Below are 24,851 nucleotides of genomic sequence, written 5' to 3' on the forward strand. Positions count from 1 at the left end.
ATGAAGATACAACGCGTATTTCCAGCTCTGATGGCAGGGCTGCTCGCGGGTTGCTCCTTGCTGCCGCAACAGGCACAGCGGGAGTCCTCCGATATCGCTTTTGCCAAGCGGATGGAGTTTGCCAACAAGGAGATGCAGGTGCGTCTGCAATACTCCGACTGGCTGCTGGCCAGTCACCCCCAGCAACGGGTGCAGGAGCGTCAGCGTCTGAAAGGGGCTGACGATCTGGAGAGCCGGGTCAGTCTGGCGATGGTGGACTCCCACCCCGCCGAATCGGTGGCCAATCGCACCGCCGGTCTGGCGCGCCTGAAGCATATGCTGCCCGAACTGGGTCTCGATGCGCAGGCCTTTTTACGTAGCTGGATCGCCCTCGGCGAACAGCTGCTGGCTCGCGACAGCCGTCGCGATGACCAGAGTCAGGAGATCCAGCGGCTGCGCCGCCAGATCGAGCAGCTGACCGCTATCGACGACCAGCTCAACCAGCGCAAGCTGAACGAGAATCGTGAGGTAATACCATGAGCCGGATCCTGTTGGTGGATGACGACGTCAGCTTGCTCAAACTGATGAGCATGCGGCTGCGCAGTCAGGGTTATGAAGTGGATACCGCCGACAGTGCGGAAGGGGCCCTCGACCGGTTGCGTCAGCAACGGGCCGATCTGGTGCTGAGCGATCTGCGGATGGCCGGCATGGACGGTCTGGCGCTGTTCGAGCGGATCCAGGCCCAGTGGCTGGGTTTGCCGGTGATCATCATGACCGCCCACGGCACCATCCCGGACGCCATTCAGGCGACCCGCTCCGGGGTCTTCAGCTTTCTGACCAAACCCATCAACAAGGATGAGCTGTTCGCCACCATCGAACATGCGTTGAGTCTGACGCGGCCGAAACAGCAGCAGGAGTGGCAGTCGCTGATCCTGACCCGCAATCCCCAGCTGGAACAGCTGCTGATCCAGGCCCATAGCATTGCGACCATGGAGGTGCCGGTGCTGATCATGGGGCCGTCAGGCTCCGGCAAGGGGGCGATGGCGCAGGCGCTGCATCAGGCCAGCCAGCGGCGCGACAAGCCGCTTCATACCATCAACTGCGCCGCCATTCCGTGGGCGTCACTCGACTTGCAGCTGTTTGGTGAAGATGGCCAGTCCGGTCTGTTCGAGCAGGCCAAGGGGGCGACCCTGTTTCTCGACGAGATTGGCAGCCTCTCCGAATCCCTGCAGGCCAAGCTGCTGCAGGTGATGGAGGAGTATGGTCAGGGCACGCCGGAGGTGCGGGTGCTCAGCTCCAGCCATCAGGATCTGGTCAAGGCGATGGAGGAGGGGCGCTTTCGGGAAGATCTCTTCTACCGTCTCAACGTCGCCAATATCACCTTGCCGTCTCTCAGTGCCCGCAGCGAGGATATCCCCCTGCTGGCCCGTCAGGCGCTCGATGACTACCGCAGCCGCCACAGCGACTGCGCCGCCATGGGTTTTTCGCCCGAATCGCTGGCGATGCTGGCTGCCGCGGCCTGGCCCGGCAACGTGCGCCAGCTCTGCAACGTGGTGGAGCAGCTCGCCAGCCTCTGTTGCAGCCCGGTGATCGGGGTCTCCATGGTGGAGTCCGCTCTGAGCGGTGGTGGCGGCGGCATCCCCTCGTTCAACGAGGCGCGGGCCGAATTCGAGAAGGAGTATCTGATCCGCTTGCTGCGCACCACCGAGGGCAATGTGACCCTGGCGGCCAACATGGCGGGCAGAAACCGTACCGATTTTTACAAGTTATTGAATCGGCACGGTATCGAAGCTGCAAACTTCAAATCGAAGGGATAAATCAGGCGGGATCAACCACCGCCGGAGCGGCGTCAGCTTTCTGGGTTTTATGGGAGAGCCAGAGGCCGCTCGCCTTCATCAGGTAACCGAACAAGGCGCCAATGATGAGGGAGGGCAGGATCAGCCTCCACTCGCCAGCCGCCCCGAAGGTGGCACAGCAACCGGCAAAGGTGCCGGGAATGTAGCCGAGCCACTGCTGCTTGGCCTGTACGCACATCAGGGTTGCGACCACCCCCGTCATCACATAACCCGCCACACCCGCTCCCCACAGACTGTCGCCATGGATCAGCAGCAGTGCCCACAGCATGCCGCTGGTGTTACAGAAGATGGTCTGCAGCAGCGCCTTGTAGCCGCCGCTTGACGCGAAATAGCTGGTGCAGCCGAGAAAGCCGACCCAGGAGATAAGGCCGAACGCGACGGCAATCCAGCCCCAGACGGCGGAGAGAATTCCAGTGGTGATGGCGATGGCGATCAGTGGGCTCATGGGGCGACTCTTCAGTTGGCTTCGCAAAATGGGCAGCCTACCCCCGGCAATCGGGGCGGCAAGCGGGGGCCGAATTGTGTGTGATCTTCATCACCCTTTTCAACTCAGGAATACGCTTGCGCTCGCGAAAAAAATTCATTGGTGACCGGCCTGACAGTCGGCCATAGTTAGAGGCCCTGTCCTGCTCATGGAGTGAGTCTGATGGCGCCAAATGTGATCGTTCCCCTGCTGGTGTTCGTAGTCCTGTTTCTGGTCGGCACCATGGCCAAGGCACTGCCCCTGCACCACATGATGTAAATTTGTGTGAAATAAAAATCTGCCGGGGCGGGTCTTATCCATACTGCCTCACTCAGCCCCGGGAGTTTTTCATGTTGATCAAGCGTCGTACCGCCCACCCCCTCACCGAACAGGATGTCACCCCGGAAGCCGTCTATCAGGACCGCCGCCTTATTCTCAAGGGGCTGGGTCTGGGCGCGGCTACTCTGGCGTTTCCCACTCAGGCCGGTGTACTCGATCTGCTGCGCGGTAAAGAGGATGCTCCCCAATTAGCCACCAAACCGCTCAACAGCAAGCCTGCCGATCGCCCGGCCAATCTGGTACTGACACCGGAAGAGAAGGCCACCAGTTACAACAACTTCTATGAGCTTGGCACCGACAAGTCCGACCCGGCTCGCAACGGCCATTACCTCAAGCCCGAACCCTGGACCCTCAAGGTGGAGGGGGAGGTGGCCAAGCCTTTTACCCTCGATGTGTGGGACCTCATCAACAAGAGCGAGCTGGAGGAGCGGATCTACCGACTGCGCTGTGTCGAAGCCTGGTCCATGGTACTGCCCTGGAATGGCATCTCGCTGGCGGAGATCATCCGCCGTGCCGAGCCCACCAGTCGTGCCAAGTTTGTCGCCTTCGAAACCTTGTTTGATCCGAAACAGCTGCCGGGTCAGGCCTCCAGTCTGGGGGGCGGCATCGAGTATCCCTATGTGGAGGGGCTGCGTATCGACGAGGCGATGCATCCTCTTTCTTTCCTTGCGATGGGGCTCTATGGCAAGACCCTGCCCGCCCAGAATGGCGCGCCGATCCGCTTGGTGGTGCCGTGGAAGTACGGCTTCAAGAGCATCAAGAGCATCGTCTCGATCCGGCTGGTGGAGGAGATGCCGCCCACCACCTGGAACCTGCTGGCTCCCAACGAATATGGCTTCTACGCCAACGTCAATCCGCAGGTGGATCACCCGCGCTGGAGTCAGGCCAGCGAGCGCTTTATTGGCGAGGGTGGAGTATTTGGTGCCAAGCGCCAGCCGACCCTGATGTTCAACGGCTATGGTGACGAAGTCGCCTCGCTCTATCAGGGGATGGATCTGCGCCAATGGTACTGAGATTGAAACCGGCCCATATCAACGGCTTGCGGGCACTGGTGCATCTGGGCGCTCTCGGCTTCCTGCTCTGGCTGGGGTTTGCCATTCCGGCAGGCCTGCTGGGGGGCGATCCGGTGCCCGAGCTTATCCACTACCTCGGCAAGGGGGCGCTCAACCTGCTGCTGCTCACCCTGCTGGTGTCACCGCTGGCCAAGCGCTGGCGGCAGGGGCAGCTCATCAAGCTGCGCCGCCCCCTCGGGCTCTGGTGTTTTGCCTGGGCGCTGCTCCACTTTATGGCGTGGCTGGGGCTGGATCTGCAGTTTGACTGGGGCCTGATTGGCGGCGAGCTGGTCAAGCGCAGCTATATAGTGGTGGGGATGGTGGCACTGTTGCTGCTGGCCGCCCTCAGCATCACCTCGCTGCCCGCATTGCAGCGCCGCATGGGTGCCGCATGGCAGAAGCTGCACAACTGGGTCTATGCCATCGCCCTGCTGGTGCCGGTGCATTACTGGTGGTCGCTCAAGAGCGGTTGGGGGGAGCCTCTCATTTACCTGCTGCTGGCCTGCACCCTGCTCTGGCCGAGGCGGGAGAAGCTGCTGCGCCCCATGCGGGGACGCTGGAATGCAAAAGAGGCCTAATCGGCCTCTTGTTGTTTGATCTCGCCAGTGTAGGCATCGACGATGAGATGCACCTTCTGATCCTGGCGATTGAGGGTTTTGACCTCGAATTTGTCCCCTTCCAGCTCCACTTCCCGAATGTCGTGATACCCTTGCGCCAGCAGGAGTTTGACCAGCCCGGCCATGTCGAGACGGCTCTGGGCCGCCCAGCTTGTGGCACTCAACAGGCAAAGGATCAGCAGGAAACTGCGCGGGATCATATTCATTCCGGATTCATGGCTGGCAGACTATAAACGCCATTATGTTAGGTTTTTGGAGATGAATCATCCATGAATAGAGCGCTCCCTCTGCTTGGGTTATTGCTGCCGTTGCTGGCACAGGCGGTCACGCCTGATGAAGCCCAGCTGCAGCAAGCTGTCCATGAGGGACGGGTTCGGCCCTTCCATGAAATGATGGCGGTGGCGGCCAGATTGCCGGTGCGGGTGTTGCGGGTGGATCTGGGGGAAGAGGATGGTATCTGGCTCTATGAACTGCGAGTCATCGATCGGGAGAACAGCGTAATCAAGGTGGCCTATCGGGCTGACAACCTTGAGCTGGTGTGGGCCAAGGGCCACCATCTGGAGCGGTTGTTCGAACCGCCAAAGCCCCCGGTCGAGGATGATGAATAACCCCTGTGTGGAAGCCTGTTCATGCGAATTCTGATTGTTGAAGACGAAAAAATTCTGGCTGGCCAGCTGGCCGAACAGCTGCGCCTCTCCGGCTTTGTCACCGACCTCTGCCACGACGGCAACGAGGCCGGTTTCCTCGGTGAGACCGAACCCTACGACGCCATCATTCTCGACCTCGGCCTGCCGGGGCGCGATGGCCTGAGCGTGCTGAAAGAGTGGCGCAGCAAGGGGATCGATACCCCGGTGCTGGTGCTGACCGCCCGTGGCCAGCTGCACGAGAAGATCGAGGGGCTCAACGCCGGTGCCGATGACTACCTCACCAAGCCGTTCCAGGTGGCCGAGCTGGTAGCGCGGGTCCATGCACTGGTGCGCCGGGCAGCGGGCAACGCCAGCTCCATTCTGGAGATCGGCGGGGTGCGGCTCGACATGGCGGCGTCGCAGGTGTGGTACGAAGGGACCCCCATCAAACTGACCGCCCACGAGTTCCGGGTGCTCGGTTACCTGATGCAGCACAGGGGCAAGGTGGTGTCGCGCAGCGAGCTGATCGACCACATCTATGCTCAGGATTTCGACCGCGACTCCAATACCGTGGAGGTGTTCATCGGCCGGATCCGCAAGAAAACCAACCCCGATCTGATTGAAACAGTGCGCGGCCTCGGGTACCGGATCAACGAATGAGGCTGGTCAGAACCCTGCGGGGGCGACTGGTCGCCATCGCGCTGGTGTGGTGCGGGCTGTTTCTGTTCGCCACCGGTTTCAGCCTGCAGACCATGATGCGCAACTACTGGCAGGAGGCGGAGGCCGACGGTCTGCGCCTGCAGCTCTATGATCTGCTCTCCCGGCTGGAAGTGGCCAAAACCGGCCTGCCGGTGGTCACCGGCTCCCTCTCCGATCCCCGTTTCAATCAACCCTACTCCGGCTACTACTGGCAGCTGGAGCTGGGCCGCGATGTGGTGGGGCGCTCCCGTTCCCTGTGGGATACCAACCTGAAGAGCGATGGCCTCAAGTCCGCCTTTGGCGATCCCGACCTCTTCGTCGGCAAGGGGCCCAACAAGGAGCCCCTGCTGATCATGACCCGCACCGTGCTGCTGCCCGGTTCGGATCGGGTGTTCACTCTGGTGATGGCCAAGGACAGCAGTGCCCTGACCCAGACCCTCAACAAGACCCGCATCAGCCTGTTCCTCGGTCTCGGCTTTGCTGCCGCCGGTCTGGTGCTCGGCTTCATGTTCCAGATCGTCTACGGCTTGCGGCCGCTGCACCTGCTGCGCCGCGAATTGGGGCGGGTTCACGAGGGTCATCAGGAGGGGTTTCGGCTGCGCTATCCGCTGGAGATCCAGCCGCTGGTGGAGGATATCAACCGGCTGCTGCACCACTACGGCGAGCTGCTTCAGCGGGCGCGCTCCCACACCGGCAATCTGGCCCACGCTCTCAAGACGCCGCTCAGCATCATGCGCAATCAGGTGGCTCAATTGCCGCCGGAGGATCAGGCCGCCATCGGCGAGCAGCTCGACCAGATCCAGCGCCATATCGATTACCACCTCGGCAAGGCGCGGGTGACCGGCGCCGCCAAGATCCTCGGGGTCTCGACCCCGGTGCGGGCGCGGGTGGAGTACATCTGCCGCGCCTTCTCCCGCCTCTATCCGGGCAAGACGGTGGATCTGCAGGTGCCCGCCAATCTGGCGGTCGGGGTGGAGGAGCAGGACTTCGACGAGATGGTGGGCAACCTGTTGGAGAACGCCTTCAAGTGGTCAGCCAGCGAGCTGCGCATCTCCAGCGCCGAGCTGGGTGGCTGGATCACCTTGCGTATCGAGGATGACGGCCCCGGCATGAGCGAAGATCAGATCGCCAAGGCGGTGCTGCGCGGGGTGCGGCTCGACGAGAAGGTGCCGGGCTCGGGCCTGGGTCTCAACATCGTCTCCGATCTGGCTGAAGCCTATCGGGGCAGTTTCATCATGGGCCGCGCCGAACTGGGCGGTCTGGCCGCCTCCCTCTCGTTGCCCAAGGTGGCAAGAGTCGAGAGCTAGGCATAACATATGGCATTTGTTTTAGCCTGAGGAAGAGAAGCATGACCGACGATCCGTGGGCACTGTGTCACCTTGACGATTCGTTTGACGCCTCTGTGCTGGGGGTCAAGGGCGCCCAGATCCAGTGGTTTGAAGACAGGGATGGCCTGATCGCGTTCCTTCTGGAAGATTTTGTCGACCTGCTGGCCGATGTGGGCGAGCTGGACGAGGAGCAGACCGAGCAGGCGCGCGAGCGCTTCACCCTGTTGGTGGAGCAGAGCTTCGACGATCGCACCCTGATGGATGCCATCAACGATCTCGCCTCCGGCCTGCGCCGCATCGCCTGGTTGGGGCCGCTTTCGGAGCTGGCCGAGATCAGTGACGAGTTTGCCTCCGGCCTGCGCCGCTATTTCTGGAGCCAGTACGACGGGGACGAAGATGACCCGGACGCATGGGTGCCGGAAGAGCTGTGGCCGCAATTGGTGGAGTGCGCGCAGGAGTATATGGAGGAAGGGGAGTTCTAAACCCATCCCCATGCCTGCGCTTTGGCAGACAGATAAAGAAACGGCGCCTTGATGGCGCCGTTTTTATTGGGTGGCAATCGCCTTAGCCATTGGCCGGTACCGCGTGGGCGGTGTTGGCCAGCACAGGGCCTGTGTACTTCTCGATCTGCAGCTGGGCCATGTGGCCGCAGTTGCCTTGCGCCAGACTGGATGAGCCTTCGTCGAAGGTGAGGCAGTTGACGTTGCCGTTCTTGCAGATGCTGCCCGCTTCGCCCGGCTTGGCCGGGTCATACCAGGCCCCTTCGCAGATCCGCACCACCCCCTGACGCACATCTTCGGAGAGCAGGGCGCCCACCAGGATCTGGCCGCGCTCGTTGAAGGCGCGCACCAGATCCCCCTGGGCGATGCCGCGAGCCTTGGCATCGGCGGGATGGATCATGATCGCTTCGCGGTCGGCGATGGCGAACTTGTCCCGCAGTGGAGTGTTGTCGAGCTGGGAGTGCAGCCGCTGGGTCGGGTGGGAGGTGTTGAGCGACAGCGGATAGCGCGCCGCCACCTCGCTCTTCACCCACTCTTTGGGCTCATACCACTTGGGATGACCGGCGCAGTCGGCATAACCCATCCCCGCCACCGTGTTGGAGAAGATCTCGATCTTGCCGGACGGGGTGCCGAGCGGGTTGAGCAGCGGGTTCTCGCGAAAATCGGCGTGACGGATCCACTGGCGGTTCGCTTCGGGGATCGGGAAGCGGATGTAGTTGTTGGATTCCCAGAACATGTTGAACGGCGGCAGCGCCACGCGGGCGCCGCGGGCCTGCGCTGCCATGCCGTCGTACATCTGCTTGAGCCACAGCATCTCGTCCTTCCCTTCTGTGTACTGCTCCTGCACGCCCAGCTTGGCGGCGATGGCGCTGAATATGTCGAAGTCATTGCGGGACTCGTGCTGGGGCGGGACGCACTGGTGCATCGGGAACACATAGCGCTGGGAGTAGTCGCCGCCCATCTCCAGATCGTTGCGCTCGTAGCTGGTGGTGACCGGCAGCACGATATCGGCGTGCTTGGCGGTAGCGGTCCAGTAAGGCTCGTGAACGATCACGGTCTGCGGCTTGCGCCACGCCTGCAGCAGGTTGTTGGTGTCCTGATGGTGGTGGAAGGGGTTGCCGCCCGCCACGTAGACCAGCTTGATGTCCGGATAGGTCACCTTGCGGCCGTTGAAGTCGATGGTCTTGCCCGGGTTGGCGAGACAGTCGGCAATGCGGGCCACCGGGATCGGTGCCGGGCTGTTCTTCGGTGCGTTGCCGGCGGAGATACCCGCCAGAATGCCGCCCTTGGCGGTGGGGCTGCCACCGGAGGAGTAGTGGTAGCTGAAGCCATAGCCGCCGCCCGGCAGGCCGATCTGGCCCAGCATGGAGGCCAGCGTGACCAGCATCCAGTTCGGCTGTTCGCCGTGCTGCTGACGCTGCATGCCCCAACCGGCCATGATCATGGTGCGCTTGGCGGCCATGTCGAGGGCCAGCTGGCGGATCACCTTGGCATCGACGCCGCAGACGCTGCTCGCCCACTCGGCGCTCTTCGGTTGGCCGTCATCCTTGCCGAGCAGGTAGTTCAGGAACTTGTCGAAGCCGACGGTGTAGCGATCGAGGAAAGCTTGATCGTGCTTCTTCTCGCTGTAGAGGGTGTGAGCCACACCCAGCATCATGGCCACGTCGGTGTAGGCGTTCGGCGCAATCCACTCGGCGCCGACCAGCTTGGCGGTCTCGTTGTAGATGGGATCGATGCTGATGACGCGGGTGCCCTTCTCTTTCAGCGCCATGAAGCCGGCCTGACCCTCGTGATCCGGCATGTTCCAGCTGTTCTTCAGGGTGACCTGGGCGTTGACCCCCCACAGCACCACCAGTTCGGCGTTCTCCACCACGTTGGGCCAGGCAGTCTGCTGCTCGTACACCTCGATGGAGCCCATCACATGGGACATGATCACCTGAGCCGCACCGGTGGAGTAGTCACCGGCATAACCGGTGAAACCGCCGGAGAGGTTCATCAGGCGGTGCAGCAGGGTGCGGCTGTTGTGGAACATGCCGACGCTCTTCCAGCCGTAGGATCCGGCGTGGATCGCCTGCGGGCCGAAGTCACTCTGCACCCGCTGGATTTCACCGGCCACCAGTTCGATCGCCTTGTCCCAGCTCACTCGTACCCACTCGTCGGTACCGCGCAGCTCGGGCTTGGCACCCGGGCCGTGCTCCAGCCAACTCTTGCGTACCATGGGGTACTTGATGCGGTTCTTGGCATGCACCTGGAACGGCGCCATATCGATGAGATCGTTCGGCGCCGGATCATCGGCCACCGGCTGGACGCGCACCATGCGGCCATCCTCGACGATCGCCTCGAAAGCCCCCCAGTGGGCGCCGGTCAGAATGCCCTTCTGGGCGGGCACCAGAGTCGGGAACTGGCTCAATGCGGTGCTGATGGCTTGCGCCAGCGCACTCTTGGGAAAAATACCGCCGAGCAGGGGCAGGGCTGCGCAGGCGCCGAGCCCCTTGAGCAGGTTGCGGCGGGACAGATTGGTCTTCTTGTCATTGAAAAAAGTCATAACGGTTATCCTCTGTGCCAGCCTTAGTGGGCCGCGCTCATGTCACTGGCGTGTTTCTGGACATACTGGGTCAACATGCGAGCCTGTTCCGGGGTCAGGGAGGTACGAGATTCCATCCCCTTGATGACGCCGATCCACTGGTTGGCATTGAAGTGATCCAGTGCGGTGAGGCCGTGGCAGCCGGTACAGTTGTTGGACATCAGGGTGGAGGCGTATTGCCACAGCTTGCCCTGATCGCCGATGAGCTGGCTCTGGTCGACCCAGGCGGTCAGCTTGACCTGATGCCAGGTGAGGTTGGTGGCGCTGTCGGTTTCGCTCTGGCCGGTGACCAGCGCTTTCTTGGCGGCATCGCCGACCAGCACGCTGAGGATCCGCTTGCCCGGTGCGGCGTAGAACACTTCGCTCACGCCATCCTGTTGCCAGCCTTCGATCTGTACCTTGGCGCGGCCGTTTTCGTTGGCCAGCACTTCCACCTTGGTGGAGGGCATCAGGGTGCCTTCGTCGGTCTTGGCGGCGGCATCGAGGAACAGCGGGGTGGTGGCGATGGCGTAACGGGTTGTGACATTGGCCGGAGTCTGGGCCGCAGCCTGCGCCAGCTCGCTGGCACCGGCGGCTGCCAGGCCGCTCATGTCAGGCATGATGTGGGCGACACCGCGGTGGCAGTCGATACAGGTCTGGCCCTCCTTGATGGCGACCGGGTGCTCGGCGCGGGCATTGGGGCGCTGGGCCAGAATGTCCATCGCCTCGTAGCTGTGGCAGCTGCGGCAGGTGGCGGAGTCGTTGGCTTTCAGCTCGTCCCAGACGGATTGGGCCATCCGCAGCTTGTGGGCTTCATACTTTTCCGGGGTGTCGAGCGTGCCGATCGCCTCGTGATAGATATCCTTCACGGCGCGGATCTTGGTCCACAGATAGGAGGTGGGGTCGCCCGGGATGTGGCAGTCGGCGCACTCGGCGCGGATCCCCTTGGTGTTCTGGAAGTGGACACTACCCTGATACTCGGCGAGCGGAGTCTGCATGGAGTGGCAGGAGACGCAGAATTCGGTGGAGCTGGTCTTGTGCAGCACGGTCACGGTGACACCCAGTGCCGCGACACCCAGCAGGGCCCCGAGCAGCAGGAGCCAGAACCAGGTTTTTCTTATCAGTTTTCCAATCATGGCGGCGTTTTCCTACGGTCAATAATTACCTACATAGTACTAGTCCAATAGTAGTAGTAATGATAGGGATAAGGCGTTGACCTCCATCATGGTTTATATTTTTGATTGCTGTCACATTTTGTCTTTTATTTTGTTATTGATATATTTGTCGAATTAAATTCAGTTGTTTTCTGTTTTATCTATTTGTGCACTTTCCGCGACAGCTGTTAGCCCCCTCGCAAAACCCCACAAGATTCGCTGATATAGTGAGCAGTGAGCCTCAACGGAGTGTCGCTGATGAGCCCTTTCTCACTGCTGTGTGTCGCCGCCAACGTGCAACTGCTGGCGGAATTCGAACAGGAGTTGGCTCCGCTGCTCGGCCATTTCGCGCTGGTGGTGGTGGTCGGTCAGGGGTCGGCTGAGCTGGCCCTGGACGAGCTGGATCGTAAGGGGCAGCCACCCGCCGTAGTGGTGTGTGACAGCGAGCTGGGGGATGGGAGAGGGGCCGATTTTCTGATCCGCCTCGGCAGCCGTCACGAGGCGTGCCGCAAGATCCTGCTCGGCAGCCAGCCGGAGATGAAATCGATCATCGAGGCGGTGAACCTAGGTCGTCTCGACTACTACCTGCAACGCCCCTGGCGCGATGGCAGCCTGCGCCGGGCGGTGATCGAGCAGGCCAGCCACTTTGTATTGCAGCGTCCCGAGGCGGATCTGCTGAGCTATGCCGCCGTGCTCGACAACCAGAAGCTGCTGCGAGCCCATGTCGATCGCCAGTTGGCTGCCTATCGGCAGGGCTTTATGGATTACACCCACTGCAGCGATGAAGAACTCTCCCGGGTGGTGATCGACGGTCTCTACCAGTTTTTCGAGGGCAATGACGAGGAGCGGGTCTGCCGCCACTACAGTCCGGGCCATGTGCTGACCCGCGAGGGGGAGCCCAACAGCTTTCTCTGGTTTATCGCCAAGGGGGAGGTGGTGCTGCGCAAGCGGGACGAGCAGGGGATCGATCAGGAGGTGGTGCACTACCGTACCGGTTCGCTGGTGGGGGGCATGTCATTTGTGACTGGCGAACCCGCCTTCACCACCGGCGTGACCCTGACCGGTGCCGAGGTGATCAAGCTCGACAAGCTGCAATTCTCCCGGGTGATGCAGGCGCGCAGCGAACTGCTCCCCTCCTTTACCAACCTGCTGCTGCGCCACTTCAACCGCCGCCTGCAAAACAGCATCCGCACCGAGATGCGGCTGCAACAGACCCTCAATTCCCTCGATGCCGCTCACGCCCAGCTGGTGGAGAGCGAAAAGATGGCGATGCTGGGTCAACTGGTGGCCGGTGTCGCCCACGAGCTGAACAACCCGGTGGCGGCCATTATCCGTGGCAGCGAGACCCTGCGGGCCGCCATCCCCGATCTGGTCAATCTCGAGCTGCCTGCCCCCATCAAGGGGCTGGGCAACCAGACCCTCTGTCAGGCGCTCTCCTCCCAGCCGGTCTCGACCAGCGAGATCCGTGACAAGACCCGGCAGGCAGAGGGGCGCTTTGGTGATCGTCAGCAGGCGCGGCTGGCGGTGCAGATGAATCTGGATGACGAGCTGAACTGGCAGCGCTGGTTTGCCAGCCGCACTGCCGACGAGCGGGAGGCGCTGCTCTCCCGGCTGGAGCTGTTCCAGCAGACCGGCAGCTTCCTGCGCAACATCGAGGTGTGTGCCCGTCGCATCGGCGATCTGGTCAAGAGCCTCAAGCAGTATGCCCGGCAGGATCGGGACGAGCCCTCGCTGGTTGACCTGCACGAGGGGCTGGAAGATACCCTGATGATTTTCGAAAACCGCCTCAAGCATCATGAGCTCTGCAAGGAGTACCAGCCGCTGCCGCTGGTGCGCTGTCACCCCATCGCCCTGCAGCAGGTGTGGACCAACCTGATCGCCAACAGTCTGGATGCCATGAGCGGCCCGGGGCGACTCACCATCCGTACCGGATTGCTGGATTCCGAGTGGGTCATGGTGGAGATAGAGGATAGCGGTTGCGGCATCGAGCCCGAGCTGTGGCAGCGGATCTTCGATCTCAACTTCACCACCAAGCGGGAGGGCCATTTCGGCCTCGGTATCGGTCTGAGCGTTTCGCTGCAGATAGTTCAGCAGCACCACGGCCGGATTGAGGTGGCCTCCGAACCGGGCCGTTACACCCGGATGCGGGTCTGTCTGCCGCTGGACGGCATGGGGCAGGCCGGTTACGGGGGCGAACCTCATCACAACAAGGAGCATGCGGCCTGAGCCGTGGCCAGCATCAATCGCGCGGCGTGCCAAACCATGTCGCCAAGGAGGAGCAATGAACAAACACTATCTGATCCTGTGTGTGGACGATGAGCGTGAGGTGCTGGATGCGGTGATCCACGATCTTGCCCCGTTCCGTTCCCACTTCGAGCTGGAGGCTGCCGAGAGTGTCGATGAGGCGCGAGCGGTGGTGGAGGAGTGGGAGAGCGACGGCAACAAGCTGGCGCTGATCCTCTGTGACCACATCATGCCGGGAACCCTGGGGGTCGATTTTCTGGTGGAGCTGAACCGGCGTGCCACCACCCGCGCCAGCCGCAAATTGCTGCTGACCGGACAAGCGGGACTGGAGGCCACCGTCGAAGCGGTCAATCGCGGCGGGTTGCACTACTACCTCGCCAAGCCGTGGAAGCTGGAGACCCTGCAAGAGGCGGTGCGCGAACAGTTGACCGACTATCTGCTGGCGGAAGATGGCGAAAATGCCTTCCACTATGCGCCGCTGCTCAATCAGGCGCGGCTGTTTGCCGCCATCCACGATCACCCGTTCGACGAATAGGGGAAGTTGGGCTTTCGCGGTGGCAGTTGTATACTGTCTGCATATACAGTATTGCAGGTAGCCACCGATGCGACTCTTTATCGCCGAGAAGCCCACGCTGGGCCGCGCCATTGCCGATGCCCTGCCCAAGCCCCACAAGAAGGGCGACGGTTTTATCGAAACAGCCCAGGGGGATGTGGTCACCTGGTGCATCGGCCATCTGCTGGAGCAGGCCGAGCCCGATGCCTATGACGCCGCCTTCAAGCAGTGGCGGATGGAGCATCTCCCCATCATCCCCGCCCAGTGGCAGCTGGTGGCCAAGCCCAAGACCAAAACCCAGCTCACCGTCATCAAGCGGCTGATCAAGCAGGCCGACTGCGTGGTCAACGCCGGTGACCCGGACCGGGAAGGGCAGTTGCTGGTGGATGAGGTGATCGACTTTCTCGGCTACCCGAAAACCAAGCCGGTGCAGCGCTGCCTCATTAGCGATCTTAACCCGCCCGCGGTGCGCCGCGCCCTCGACAAACTGAGGGATAACAAGGAGTTCGTGCCGCTGGCGGTTTCCGCACTGGCCCGCAGTCGGGCCGACTGGCTCTACGGCATCAACATGACCCGCGCCTATACCCTGCTCGGGCGCAAGGCCGGTTGCAGCGAGCTGCTCTCGGTCGGTCGGGTGCAGACCCCGCTGCTCGGGCTGGTGGTGCGGCGGGATCTCGAGATCGAGGCCTTCGTGCCCAAACCCTTCTACGAGGTGCTGGCCCATCTGCTGACCGAGGGCAACGAGCGCTTCACCGCCAAGTGGCTGCCATCGGAAGCCTGTCTGCCGTGGCAGGACGAGGAGGGGCGGGTGCTCAACCGGGCGCTGGCCGACAAGGTGGTGAGCCGGATCAACGGCCAGCCTGCGCAAGTCGAATCGGTGGAGGAGCAGGCCCGCAAGCAGGCGGCGCCGCTGCCTTACAACCTCTCCAGCCTGCAGATCGATGCCGCCAAGCGCTTCGGCATGGATGCCAAGCGGGTGCTCGATATCTGCCAGAGCCTCTACGAGCGCCACAAGCTCATCACCTATCCGCGCTCCGATAGCCGCTATCTGCCGACCGACCATTTCAAGCGGGCCGAGCAGGTGCGCGGCGCCATCGCCGCTACTGCGCCCGCGCTGGCCAAGGCGGTGAGCGAGGCAGACGGCAAGATCCGCAGCAAGGCGTGGAACGACAGCAAGGTGGATGCCCACCACGCCATTATCCCCACCGAGAAGCAGGGCAACCCCGCCACGCTGGGGGCCGACGAGGCGAAGCTCTATGGCCTGATTGCCCGCCAGTACCTGCTTCAGTTCTATCCCCCATTCGAATACAACGACAGCAAGGTGCTGCTGCGCATCGCCGGTGGCCTGTTTCAGGCCAAGGCGCGGCGCATCCTTAAGGCAGGCTGGAAGGCACTGCTCGGGGTGGAGGAGGATGACGACGAAGAGAAAGCGGGCACATTGCCGGCTCTCAAAGAGGGGGAGCAACTGCTGTGCGAGCGGGGCGAACTGCTGGAAAAGATGACCCAGCCGCCCAAATCGTTCACCGATGCCACTCTGCTGGCGGCCATGACCGGCATCGCCCGCTATGTGCAGGATCCCGAGATCCGCAAAACCCTGCGCGACACAGACGGCCTCGGCACAGAAGCGACCCGGGCAGGCATCATCGACCTGTTGTTCAAGCGCCGCTTTCTGGTGCGTCAGGGCAAGAGCATCAAGGCGACCCCGACCGGGCGGGCGCTGGTGCAGGCGTTGCCAGCTACCGCCACCACGCCGGATATGACGGCGCTATGGGAGCAGAGCCTCGGCCAGATCGCCGAGCGTCACGGCAGCTACCAGCAGTTTATGGGCCCGCTCACCGAGCAGCTCAACGGCCTGATTGAAGGGGCGCGGCAGGACTCCGGCGCCAGCTTCAGCGCCCTGCCCAAGGAGGCGCCGGGTGCCGGCAAGCGGCGTTTTACCAGGCGCAAGAGTCCGGCGGCCAGCACGACTGGCGGGCCCCGACCGCGCAAGACGGCCAGCAAGCGCCAGACCAGGGCTGCATAACGAAAAAAGGCGCCCATCCCGGGCGCCAAAGGCATTGTTGTCAGGCTGCCTGAGTGGGCAAGCTGGCACGGATCCTGTGCTGGTAGTGCAGCACCACACCGAGAAACACCAGATCCTTGAACAGGAAGAACTCGGTGACTGGCACGCCATCAACCACTTTCCAGACACCTGTCAGGGTCAGCAGGAAGCTCAGCGTCGCCAGGAAGGTGACGATAGCCCCCATGCTGCACCAGTAACCGATGCGGGGTTGCCACAGACCCACGACCAGCCCGATGGCGATCACTATCTCGACCACCCCGATCAGGTTCGATACGCTCTGTTCCGACAGGGGGCCATAGAGCCAGCTCATCAAGGGGTGGCTGGCTACCAGTGGTTTGATGGCGGCGGCCTCTGTCGGGGTAAACTTGAAGACGCCGATCCAGAGCAGGGTCAATACCACGCCCGCCAGAGCGACCAGAAAGCCTTTGTCATGTTGCTGCATGGGGGCTCCTTGTTTAAGGGGTCAGAGTGACGGGTGGGAAGTCGATCTCGGTCGCCGCCAGGTGGTTGCCATAGTTGGTCAGGGTATTGACCACCACCTGGCCGAGCACCTCCAGCAGCAGCTCGTCATCTACGCCTGCGGCACGGGCGCTAGCAAGCTGCTCGTCACTGATCACCCCGCGCTGACTGACCAGCGCTGTTGCCAGTTGCAGCAGGGCGTGATCAAGGGGAGCCGAGGCCTGGCCGAGTCGGGCAGCCCGGATCTCCTGGGCCGAGAATCCGGCCTTGCCCGCGAGCAGTGTGTGGGCAGACAAACAGTATTGGCAGGCGTTGGCTTGACCTATGGCCAGTGCCAGCAACTCCCGTTGTGGGGCAGTGAGACGCCCCTTGCCAAGCGCCTCGGCAAAGGCCAGGAAACCATTGAGCAGGGCTGGCGAGTGGGCCAGGGTGGCGTAGAGGTTGGGCACCATACCCAGATTGCGGTGCAGGGTGGCCAGGGTCTGGGCGGCTGCGGGTTGCGGTTGGGATACGGGTTGGATACGGCTCATGATCTTCTCCTGTGGTAGTGAAGGTACGGGAGACAGTGTGCTGTTATTCGTGATACGGTTTATCACTCATCGTCTGCAAATAAATACTATTCGTCTCAAATATGGATCCGCTCTCTGCCCTGTTGGTTCATGCCTCCCCCGAAGCCAAGATCTTCTTCGCCGGCAATCTGTGCCAGAACTCCTCCAGTGATGATTACCCGAGTGGTGGACATCTTCATCTGCTGCGCAGCGGTGCCGTCATGCTGCGTGAAGAGGGGGGAGCCAGCGTGCTGCTCGATGAGCCGACCCTGATCCTGTTCCCTCGGGGACGTCCTCACAAGCTTGAACCCAGAACGCTGGGGGGTTGTGATTTGGTGTACGCCAATGTCGCATTCGGCAAGGGGGGCGCATCGCCGTTGCAACTGGCATTACCGGGCTCGCTGGTGCTGCCGCTAAGGGAGTTGCCTGCCCTGACGCCGGTGCTGAACCAGTTGTTTGACGAGGCGTTTCACCCCCGCTACGGGCAGGATCCGCTGATCTCCCGCTTGCTGGAGGTACTGTTGATCCTGTTGCTGCGTCATCTGGTCGAGCAAGGGGTGTGTCAGCAGGGGATGCTGGCAGGTATTTCCGATCCCCAGTTGGCCAAAGCGATCTCGGTGATGCATCAGCGTGGGGATGAACCCTGGACGGTGGCCACGCTGGCGCGGGAGGCCGGCATGTCGCGGGCCCGCTTTGCCGCGAAGTTTCAGGAGCGGGTTGGTCAAGCGCCGCTGGGTTATCTAACCCGCTGGCGCATGGCGCGCGCTTGCCAGCAACTGTTGACGGGGGAGCCCATGGTGCAGGTGGCTCTGGGGGCGGGGTATAGCAGCAGTGTTGCCTTTGGTCGGGCATTCGAGCGGGAGCTGGGGGTGAGCCCGGGGCGCTGGCTCAAGACGCAGCAACAAGCCGAATAAAAAAACGGGGCAGCCAGTGGCTGCCCCGTGTTCATGGCTGGTCAGCCGGTATAGACGTTCTCTTCCGGATAACGGATGCGAGTCTCGACCGGGCGGGCCAGCATAAAGGCCAGGGTCAGCGGGCCGAGACGGCCGCAGATCATCACCAGCACCAGGATCAGCTTGCCCGGCTCGCTCAGGGAGGCGGTGATGCCGGTGGAGAGACCGACGGTGGCAAATGCCGAGATGGTCTCGAACATGATTTTGTCGAACGGCAGATCCTCGGTCACCATCAGCAGGAACATCGCCAGCATCAGCACCATGGTGCTGACGATGATGATGGCCAGCGAGCGGGTCACGATCTGGGGCGACAGGGTGCGGCCAAAAGCGGTGACATGGGGTCGTTTGGTCAGAAACGCCTTGGTCGCCAGCAGCACGACTGCGAAGGTGGTGACTTTGATACCGCCACCGGTCGAGGTGGCACCGGCACCGATAAACATCAGCATCATCAGGAACAGCAGCGCCGCCGGGGTCATCAGCCCGATATCTATGGTATTGAAACCGGCGGTACGGGCACTGGCAGATTGGAAAAAGGCAGCCAGCAGCTGGCCACCGATACCTGCCTTGCCGAGGGTGCCGGGGTTGTTGTGTTCCAGCAGCCAGAACATCAGGGTACCGGCCAGCAGCAGCGCCGGGGTCATCAGCAACATCAGCTTGCTGTGCAGCTTCAGCTTGCGCCAGCGGCGGTTGCGCACCAGATCGACGATGACGGTAAAGCCGATCCCCCCCAGGATCAGCAGACCGGCGATGGTCAAGCTGATGATGGGGTCGTCTCTATAGTCGATGAGGTTGTTGGCAAACAGCGAAAACCCGGCGTTGTTGAAGGCCGATACTGCGTGGAAGAAGCTGACATAGAGGCCGTGCACCCACCCCATCTCGGGCACCCAGCGGATCGCCATGATGCCGGTGCCGATCAATTGGGCGATAAAGGCGAACAGCACGATCCGTTTGACCAGCTGAATGATGTTGACCGAGCCCTCCTGTCCCAGCGCCTCCTTGGCCAGTACCTGTTGGCGCAGACCGACCCGCTTGCTGAAGATGGCGATGAGCAGCAGGGTCATGGTCATCTGGCCCAGACCGCCGATCTCCATCAGCATCAGCAGGAAAATCTGCCCCTGCAGGGTGAAGGCGGTGCCGGTATCCACCACGCCAAGACCTGTCACGCTGATGGCCGAGGTGGCGGTAAACAGGGCGTTGACGAAGGTAACCTCGCCATTGTGGCTGGAGGGTTGCACCAGAAAGATGGTGCCAATCAGCAGAATGATCAGAAAGCTACCGAGGATCAGCCGGGCTTCGCTCCAGCGAGAGTCCTGCTCCCGATGGAGGGCGAAGGCGTAGCTGCTGCGCCAGTTGATCATAGGGTTTCGAGCCAGTGGTCGATGGCGTGCTTGTTGCCCGCCAGGATCAGGATGTCGCCCAGTTGCAGCTCCATCTTGCCGGTCAGCACGTTGTGCAGCACGTCACCACGCTTGATGGCGAGCAGCTGGAAATCGCTCTGCTGCAGCAGGTGGAAGTCGCCTAGTTCCCGGCCGTTCTGTTGCAGGCCGATCACGAACTCGGTCAGCACCATGTCGTGGCCCAGCTCCAGATAGTCGAACAGCCGGTTGTCCAGCATGCTCTGGGCGACCCGGCGGCCCATGTCCCACTCCGGGTTGATCACCTTGTCGGCGCCCACTTTCTGCAGGATCTTGGCGTGGAACTTGTCGCGCGCCTTGACCCACACCTTCTTCACGCCTGCCTCTTTCAAGACGAGGGTGGTGAGGATGCTGGTCTCCAGGTTGTCACCGATGGCAACGAAGACGATATCGAAATTGGCCAGTCCCAGCTCGGCCACGGTGGCCTCATCGGTGGCATCCGCCACGATAACGTGATTGCAGAGGGCGGCGATTTGCCGGGTCTTGCTCTCGTCGATATCGATGGCCAGTACTTCGGCATCTTGCCGTTGCAGCTCTTCGCACAGCGCGCTGCCAAACAGGCCCAGGCCGATGACGGCAAACTGGTTGTTCATGAGTTATTCCTCAGCAGTTGAAGTCGCCTACTCTAAACCACTGCTATTCCCCCGAAAAGGGCTCGGGTTTTTCGTCATGGGGTAACTTGAGGTAGACTGCGCCCTTGCACCAAGCCGGGATAGACCGATGAAACTGAATGCCAACGCCTCCTTGTTGAAGCTCAACACCCTTGCCCTCGATGCGTATTGCCTCTGGCTGGCCGAGGTGGAGCAGGTTGCCGATCTGGCGACCCTGCGTGCCGACCCGCAGCTCAACCAGCTGCCGCGCCTCAATCTGGGCGGCGGCAGCAACATGCTCTTCACCACGGATTTTCTCGGTCTGGTGGTGCTCAACCGGCTCAAGGGGATTACCGCTGAAGATGGTGGCGATCACTGGTTGCTCCATGTGGCGGCCGGTGAAGATTGGCATCAGCTGGTGCGCCATACCTTGCAACAGGGCTGGTTCGGGCTGGAGAATCTGGCGCTGATTCCCGGCACGGTCGGTGCGGCGCCGGTGCAGAACATCGGTGCGTATGGCGTTGAGCTGGCCGACTTCTGCGCCTATGTCGAGGCGTTCAACTGGCAGAGTGGCGAGATTGAACGGATCGCGGCGGCAGAGTGCCGCTTCGGTTATCGCGACAGTATCTTCAAACACGAGTATCAGGATTCCCACCTGATCACCGCCGTCGGGCTCAAACTGCCCAAGGCGTGGCAACCGGTGCTGGGCTATGGCCCGCTGGCGGCGCTCGGTGATGCGCCTTCGGCGCAGGCCATCTTCGATACCGTCTGTGCCACCCGCATGGCCAAACTGCCGGATCCTGCGGTGCTCGGCAATGCGGGCAGCTTCTTCAAGAATCCGGTGGTGCCTGCCGCGCTGGCGGAGAATCTCAAGGCGCGCTACCCGCAGATGCCCTGCTATCCGGCCGGAGAAGGGCAGGCCAAGCTGGCGGCAGGCTGGCTCATCGATCAGTGCGGGCTGAAAGGTTTCGCCATTGGCCGTGCCGCCGTTCATCAGGAGCAGGCGCTGGTGCTGGTCAATCTGGGGGGCGCCAGTGCCATGGAGCTGATCGCGCTGGCGGCCCATGTCCGCGACAGCGTGGAGCAGACGTTTGGCGTGGTGCTGGAGCACGAGGTGCGCTTTATGGGTGCGCATGGTGAAACCTGGCTCGACGAGGTGCTCTCATGACGTTGACTCCCATCAGACAGACCCTGATCACCCTGCTTAGCGACGGCCAGTTTCACTCCGGCGAACAGCTGGGTGAGCAGCTCGGTATCAGCCGGGCGGCGGTGAGCAAACACATGGCGGCGCTCAAGGAGCTGGGGCTGGATCTCTTTAGCCTGACCGGCAAGGGCTACCGGCTGGCGGTGCCGATGGCGCTCTATGATCAGGCTACATTGCAGGCATTGGCCCCGATGGCGCCGGTGCACTGTTTCCCGGTCATTGGCTCGACCAACCAACACCTGCTGGATCGGGTCAATGAGCTGCGCTCCGGTGAGAGCTGTCTGGCCGAGTGTCAGACAGCCGGGCGCGGGCGTCGTGGCAAACCCTGGATTTCGCCGTTTGGTTGCCAGCTGATCCTCAGCATGTACTGGCGACTCGAACAAGGCATGGCGGCGGCTATGGGGCTCAGTCTGGCGGTCGGCGTGGCAGTGGTTGAAGCGCTGGAGTCCCTTGGTTATCAGGGGGTCGAGCTCAAGTGGCCGAACGACCTCTACTATCAGGGCCGCAAGCTGGCGGGAATACTGGTGGAGATGAGTGGCAGTGCCGGGGCCAGTTGTCATCTGGTGATCGGCATCGGTCTCAATCTGGCGATGCCTGCCCGCGAAGGGGAGAAGATCGATCAGGCCTGGGCCGAGCTGCGCCACATCAATCCGGAACTGGTGGATCGCAATCAGCTGGCAGCCCGGATGATCGTCCATTTGCAGCGGGCGCTGCACACCTTTGAGCAGCAGGGGCTGGCAAGCTTTGTCGATGAGTGGAACCGGCTCGATCACTTTGCCGGTCGCCCGGTGCGCCTGCTGATGGGGGATCAGGAGATCCGTGGCATCGCTCGTGGTATCGACGATCGCGGTGCCCTGCGACTGGAGACAGCTGAAGGGATCAAATTCTATCTGGGGGGCGAGCTCTCCCTGCGCCGGGGCGACTGAGGGTCAGCAAGGCCGCTCATGATACCAAACAAGAAGAGGGGGCCCGCGGCCCCCTCTTCGTTATCCGGCAACTGCAGTCATCATTTGCGCAGCTTGATCTGTTCGATGGCGTGCTCATGGCCCTTGGTCATGATCAGGTTGGCACGCTCACGCGTTGGCAGGATATTTTCTTGCAAATTCAGATAGTTGATATCTTGCCAGATGTTGCTGGCGATCTGGGTCGCCTCACTCTCCGCCAGCTTGGCGTAGTTATGGAAGTAGGAGTCGGGATCCGAGAAGGCGCCGCTGCGGAATTTCAGGAAGCGTTCGATATACCAGGTACGCAGCAGTTCGGCATCGGCATCCACATAGATGGAGAAGTCGACGAAGTCCGACACGAAGACCCGATGGGGCTCCTGAGGGTAGTCCATGCCGCTTTGCAGCACATTGAGCCCTTCCAGGATCAGGATGTCCGGCTGCTCCACCACCTTCTTCTCATCGGGAATGATGTCGTAGATAAGGTGGGAGTAAACCGGCGCTTCGACCTTCTCGTGACCGGCGCGGATATTGGCGACAAATTCCACCAGATTGCGGATATCGTAGGATTCCGGGAACCCCTTGCGACGCATCAGGCCGCGCTCTTCCAGTACCTTGTTGGGATAGAGGAAGCCGTCGGTGGTGACCAGCTCCACCCGCGGATGTTCCGGCCAGCGCTCCAGCAGGGCCTGCAGAATACGGGCCGTGGTGCTTTTGCCCCCCGCCACGCTGCCGGCAATGCTGATGATGTAGGTGCCCTTGCCGCGGGACTGGCCGAGGAACTGCTCCAGCACCCGGCTGCGACGCTGTTTGGCTTTGACATAGAGATTGAGCAGGCGGGAGAGAGGCAGATAGATCTCTTCCACTTCCCGCAATGACACCTTCTCGTTGATCCCGCGCAGGGTCTGCAGATCGTGTTCGGTCAGGGTCAGGGGGACCGAATCGCGCAATAACGCCCATTGTTCGCGGGTGAATTGCAGATAGGGGTTATGCTCTGTCGTCATGGTGTCATCACTGTTTCTTGGGCACGGCGACCATACACCAAGGGTGGGGGAGCGACAAGGGACGCAGCAGGATTGGCTTGTTTGCCCCCGCTTTTTTGCAAACTTCCCAGCAATAAAGCATATTTTGCCGGGTTCAATGGTTGCATCCCCCAAAACCTTACAATAAAATGCGCGACGCTTGACTGTCTGTCGTCTATTTGCCGTGCAAAAGCGATAAACACAACGGGTGCAAGCAGAATTACCGTTGTGACAATCTGGCGTCTGGAGGGGTTCCCGAGCGGCCAAAGGGATCAGACTGTAAATCTGACGGCTCTGCCTTCGAAGGTTCGAATCCTTCTCCCTCCACCATATTTCTCTGCGGTTTGAGTTCTTTGGGTTAGAGAAATGCGGGCATCGTATAATGGCTATTACCTCAGCCTTCCAAGCTGATGATGCGGGTTCGATTCCCGCTGCCCGCTCCAAGATGCTGATATGGCTCAGGCGTTAGCAGAGCCGCACCCTAGGGTGAGTTCGGCAAGCGAACCAGCCATCAGTACCTCTTTCTTTCCCACCAGATTCAAATCCATCATATAAACTGTTCTGTGGTTAGCTTGCCACCGCGTACTCAGCGTTAGTTTAGAGGGACGATCATGTCTAAAGAAAAATTTGAGCGTAATAAACCGCACGTTAACGTGGGTACCATCGGCCACGTTGACCACGGTAAAACCACCCTGACTGCAGCTATCACCAACGTGCTGGCCAAGCACTTCGGTGGTAAAGCTTTCGCCTTCGACCAGATCGACAAGGCACCGGAAGAGCGTGAGCGTGGTATCACCATCAACACCTCCCACGTAGAATACGACACCGCTACCCGTCACTACGCCCACGTAGATTGCCCGGGTCACGCCGACTACGTTAAAAACATGATCACCGGTGCTGCCCAGATGGACGGCGCGATCCTGGTAGTAGCAGCGACTGACGGCCCGATGCCGCAGACTCGTGAGCACATCCTGCTGGGTCGTCAGGTTGGTATCCCGTACATGATCGTGTTCATGAACAAGTGTGACATGGTTGATGACGAAGAGCTGCTCGAACTGGTAGAGATGGAAGTTCGTGAACTGCTGACCGAGTACGACTTCCCGGGTGATGACCTGCCGGTAGTTCGTGGTTCCGCACTGAAAGCGCTGGAAGGCGACGCTCAGTGGGAAGAGAAGATCATCGAGCTGGCTGGCCACCTGGATACCTACATCCCGGAGCCGGAGCGCGCGATTGACCAGCCGTTCCTGATGCCTATCGAAGACGTATTCTCTATCGCTGGCCGTGGTACTGTAGTTACCGGTCGTGTAGAGCGCGGTATCGTTAAAGTAGGTGAGACTGTAGAAATCGTTGGTATCAAAGATACCGTTTCTACCACCTGTACCGGTGTTGAAATGTTCCGCAAGCTGCTGGACGAAGGTCGTGCAGGCGAGAACATCGGCGCGCTGCTGCGTGGTGTTAAGCGTGAAGACGTAGAGCGTGGTCAGGTACTGGCCAAGCCGGGTTCTATCAAGCCGCACACCAAGTTCGAATCTGAAGTGTACGTACTGTCCAAAGAAGAAGGTGGTCGTCATACCCCGTTCTTCAAAGGCTACCGTCCGCAGTTCTACTTCCGTACTACCGACGTGACCGGTACCATCGAACTGCCGGAAGGCGTAGAGATGGTAATGCCGGGCGACAACATCAA

24 protein-coding genes and 2 tRNA genes are annotated in these 24,851 nt (G+C 61.4%); 17 read left to right on the top strand and 9 right to left on the bottom strand.

From position 1 onward, the window contains the following. Complete coding sequence (locus AB5Y90_RS06705) at window positions 1-519, top strand: hypothetical protein (RefSeq protein WP_219594831.1); 519 nt, start codon at window positions 1-3, stop codon at window positions 517-519. After that, window positions 516-1,796 carry a sigma 54-interacting transcriptional regulator gene (locus AB5Y90_RS06710; protein ID WP_005339807.1) on the top strand — a complete coding sequence of 427 codons (1,281 nt, stop codon included), beginning with the start codon at window positions 516-518 and terminating at the stop codon, window positions 1,794-1,796. Before AB5Y90_RS06705 ends, AB5Y90_RS06710 begins: the two co-directional genes overlap by 4 nt. A 1-nt stretch (window position 1,797) precedes the next feature. Here AB5Y90_RS06710 and AB5Y90_RS06715 read toward each other — a convergent pair whose 3' ends face one another. Beyond that, window positions 1,798-2,280 carry a DUF1097 domain-containing protein gene (locus AB5Y90_RS06715; protein WP_005339809.1) on the bottom strand — a complete coding sequence of 161 codons (483 nt, stop codon included), beginning with the start codon at window positions 2,278-2,280 and terminating at the stop codon, window positions 1,798-1,800. A gap of 368 nt (window positions 2,281-2,648) precedes the next feature. Here AB5Y90_RS06715 and msrP point away from each other — a divergent pair, with 368 nt between their 5' ends. Further along, window positions 2,649-3,650 carry a protein-methionine-sulfoxide reductase catalytic subunit MsrP gene (msrP, locus tag AB5Y90_RS06720; RefSeq protein ID WP_139733394.1) on the top strand — a complete coding sequence of 334 codons (1,002 nt, stop codon included), beginning with the start codon at window positions 2,649-2,651 and terminating at the stop codon, window positions 3,648-3,650. Next, window positions 3,641-4,267, top strand: a complete 627-nt coding sequence (msrQ, locus tag AB5Y90_RS06725; RefSeq protein ID WP_307895713.1) for a protein-methionine-sulfoxide reductase heme-binding subunit MsrQ — start codon at window positions 3,641-3,643, stop codon at window positions 4,265-4,267. Before msrP ends, msrQ begins: the two co-directional genes overlap by 10 nt. Here msrQ and AB5Y90_RS06730 read toward each other — a convergent pair. Then, window positions 4,264-4,512, bottom strand: coding sequence for a PepSY domain-containing protein (locus AB5Y90_RS06730; RefSeq protein WP_013724184.1), 249 nt, complete (start codon window positions 4,510-4,512; stop codon window positions 4,264-4,266). The genes msrQ and AB5Y90_RS06730 overlap by 4 nt on opposite strands. Before the next feature lie 63 nt (window positions 4,513-4,575). Here AB5Y90_RS06730 and AB5Y90_RS06735 point away from each other — a divergent pair, with 63 nt between their 5' ends. From AB5Y90_RS06735 to AB5Y90_RS06750, 4 genes are read left to right on the top strand one after another with little or no spacing between them, the layout of a single operon-like run. Beyond that, a complete protein-coding gene (locus tag AB5Y90_RS06735; protein WP_021231456.1) occupies window positions 4,576-4,914 on the top strand; it encodes a PepSY domain-containing protein in 339 nt (112 codons plus the stop codon). A gap of 21 nt (window positions 4,915-4,935) precedes the next feature. After that, entirely contained in the window at window positions 4,936-5,592 is a 657-nt protein-coding gene (locus AB5Y90_RS06740; protein ID WP_005339826.1) for a response regulator transcription factor, read from the top strand. After that, window positions 5,589-6,938, top strand: a complete 1,350-nt coding sequence (locus AB5Y90_RS06745) for a sensor histidine kinase (protein WP_005339828.1) — start codon at window positions 5,589-5,591, stop codon at window positions 6,936-6,938. The genes AB5Y90_RS06740 and AB5Y90_RS06745 overlap by 4 nt, the downstream gene beginning before the upstream one ends. A gap of 41 nt (window positions 6,939-6,979) precedes the next feature. Beyond that, complete coding sequence (locus AB5Y90_RS06750) at window positions 6,980-7,441, top strand: hypothetical protein (RefSeq protein WP_005339830.1); 462 nt, start codon at window positions 6,980-6,982, stop codon at window positions 7,439-7,441. Between the two features lie 82 nt (window positions 7,442-7,523). Here the strand turns inward: AB5Y90_RS06750 and torA are convergent, their stop codons facing one another. Together torA and AB5Y90_RS06760 are read right to left on the bottom strand one after the other, a co-directional pair. After that, window positions 7,524-10,004, bottom strand: coding sequence for a trimethylamine-N-oxide reductase TorA (torA, locus tag AB5Y90_RS06755; protein ID WP_307895710.1), 2,481 nt, complete (start codon window positions 10,002-10,004; stop codon window positions 7,524-7,526). Between the two features lie 23 nt (window positions 10,005-10,027). Continuing rightward, complete coding sequence (locus AB5Y90_RS06760) at window positions 10,028-11,158, bottom strand: NapC/NirT family cytochrome c (protein WP_005339847.1); 1,131 nt, start codon at window positions 11,156-11,158, stop codon at window positions 10,028-10,030. Window positions 11,159-11,434: 276 nt separating this feature from the next. Between AB5Y90_RS06760 and AB5Y90_RS06765 the strand changes: the two genes are divergently transcribed. The 3 genes from AB5Y90_RS06765 (at window position 11,435) to AB5Y90_RS06775 (ending at window position 15,996) form a co-directional block, all read left to right on the top strand. Further along, window positions 11,435-13,402, top strand: a complete 1,968-nt coding sequence (locus AB5Y90_RS06765) for an ATP-binding protein (RefSeq protein ID WP_307895709.1) — start codon at window positions 11,435-11,437, stop codon at window positions 13,400-13,402. Between the two features lie 55 nt (window positions 13,403-13,457). Next, entirely contained in the window at window positions 13,458-13,955 is a 498-nt protein-coding gene (locus AB5Y90_RS06770) for a response regulator (protein ID WP_013724182.1), read from the top strand. 67 nt (window positions 13,956-14,022) lie between these two features. After that, window positions 14,023-15,996: a DNA topoisomerase III gene (locus tag AB5Y90_RS06775; RefSeq protein WP_307895707.1), complete on the top strand. Its 1,974-nt coding sequence runs from the start codon at window positions 14,023-14,025 to the stop codon at window positions 15,994-15,996. A 40-nt stretch (window positions 15,997-16,036) separates the two neighbouring features. On the opposite strand, the gene AB5Y90_RS06780 is transcribed toward AB5Y90_RS06775, so the two are convergent. Together AB5Y90_RS06780 and AB5Y90_RS06785 are read right to left on the bottom strand one after the other, a co-directional pair. Next, a complete protein-coding gene (locus AB5Y90_RS06780; protein WP_307895705.1) occupies window positions 16,037-16,477 on the bottom strand; it encodes a DUF417 family protein in 441 nt (146 codons plus the stop codon). A gap of 13 nt (window positions 16,478-16,490) precedes the next feature. Then, window positions 16,491-17,024: a carboxymuconolactone decarboxylase family protein gene (locus tag AB5Y90_RS06785; protein WP_268011119.1), complete on the bottom strand. Its 534-nt coding sequence runs from the start codon at window positions 17,022-17,024 to the stop codon at window positions 16,491-16,493. Between the two features lie 101 nt (window positions 17,025-17,125). Here AB5Y90_RS06785 and AB5Y90_RS06790 point away from each other — a divergent pair, with 101 nt between their 5' ends. After that, complete coding sequence (locus AB5Y90_RS06790; protein WP_368166723.1) at window positions 17,126-17,956, top strand: cupin domain-containing protein; 831 nt, start codon at window positions 17,126-17,128, stop codon at window positions 17,954-17,956. Window positions 17,957-17,997: 41 nt separating this feature from the next. Here AB5Y90_RS06790 and AB5Y90_RS06795 read toward each other — a convergent pair whose 3' ends face one another. Together AB5Y90_RS06795 and AB5Y90_RS06800 are read right to left on the bottom strand one after the other, a co-directional pair. Continuing rightward, the gene (locus tag AB5Y90_RS06795; RefSeq protein WP_005341850.1) at window positions 17,998-19,353 is read right to left on the bottom strand and encodes a TrkH family potassium uptake protein; all 1,356 of its coding nucleotides are present in this window, start codon (window positions 19,351-19,353) and stop codon (window positions 17,998-18,000) included. Then, window positions 19,350-20,003 carry a TrkA family potassium uptake protein gene (locus AB5Y90_RS06800; protein ID WP_005339863.1) on the bottom strand — a complete coding sequence of 218 codons (654 nt, stop codon included), beginning with the start codon at window positions 20,001-20,003 and terminating at the stop codon, window positions 19,350-19,352. Before AB5Y90_RS06800 ends, AB5Y90_RS06795 begins: the two co-directional genes overlap by 4 nt. A gap of 127 nt (window positions 20,004-20,130) precedes the next feature. Between AB5Y90_RS06800 and murB the strand changes: the two genes are divergently transcribed. Continuing rightward, complete coding sequence (gene murB / locus AB5Y90_RS06805) at window positions 20,131-21,168, top strand: UDP-N-acetylmuramate dehydrogenase (RefSeq protein WP_076495209.1); 1,038 nt, start codon at window positions 20,131-20,133, stop codon at window positions 21,166-21,168. Further along, a complete protein-coding gene (gene birA / locus AB5Y90_RS06810) occupies window positions 21,165-22,130 on the top strand; it encodes a bifunctional biotin--[acetyl-CoA-carboxylase] ligase/biotin operon repressor BirA (RefSeq protein ID WP_100647047.1) in 966 nt (321 codons plus the stop codon). The genes murB and birA overlap by 4 nt, the downstream gene beginning before the upstream one ends. An 80-nt stretch (window positions 22,131-22,210) precedes the next feature. Here the strand turns inward: birA and coaA are convergent, their stop codons facing one another. Beyond that, window positions 22,211-23,149 (bottom strand): type I pantothenate kinase, encoded by a 939-nt coding sequence (coaA, locus tag AB5Y90_RS06815; RefSeq protein ID WP_307895701.1) that lies wholly within the window; start codon window positions 23,147-23,149, stop codon window positions 22,211-22,213. Window positions 23,150-23,412: 263 nt separating this feature from the next. Here coaA and AB5Y90_RS06820 point away from each other — a divergent pair. The 3 genes from AB5Y90_RS06820 to tuf all read left to right on the top strand — a co-directional run. After that, window positions 23,413-23,497 (top strand) — tRNA-Tyr (locus AB5Y90_RS06820). Window positions 23,498-23,535: 38 nt separating this feature from the next. After that, window positions 23,536-23,610 (top strand) — tRNA-Gly (locus AB5Y90_RS06825). Between the two features lie 168 nt (window positions 23,611-23,778). Continuing rightward, window positions 23,779-24,851, top strand: a 1,073-nt coding sequence (tuf, locus tag AB5Y90_RS06830; protein ID WP_021229319.1) for an elongation factor Tu, incomplete at its 3' end; no start/stop codon positions are given.

Origin of the sequence: Aeromonas sp. R4-1 (assembly GCF_040908325.1) — a bacterium.
Taxonomy (GTDB): Bacteria; Pseudomonadota; Gammaproteobacteria; order Enterobacterales; family Aeromonadaceae; genus Aeromonas; species Aeromonas veronii.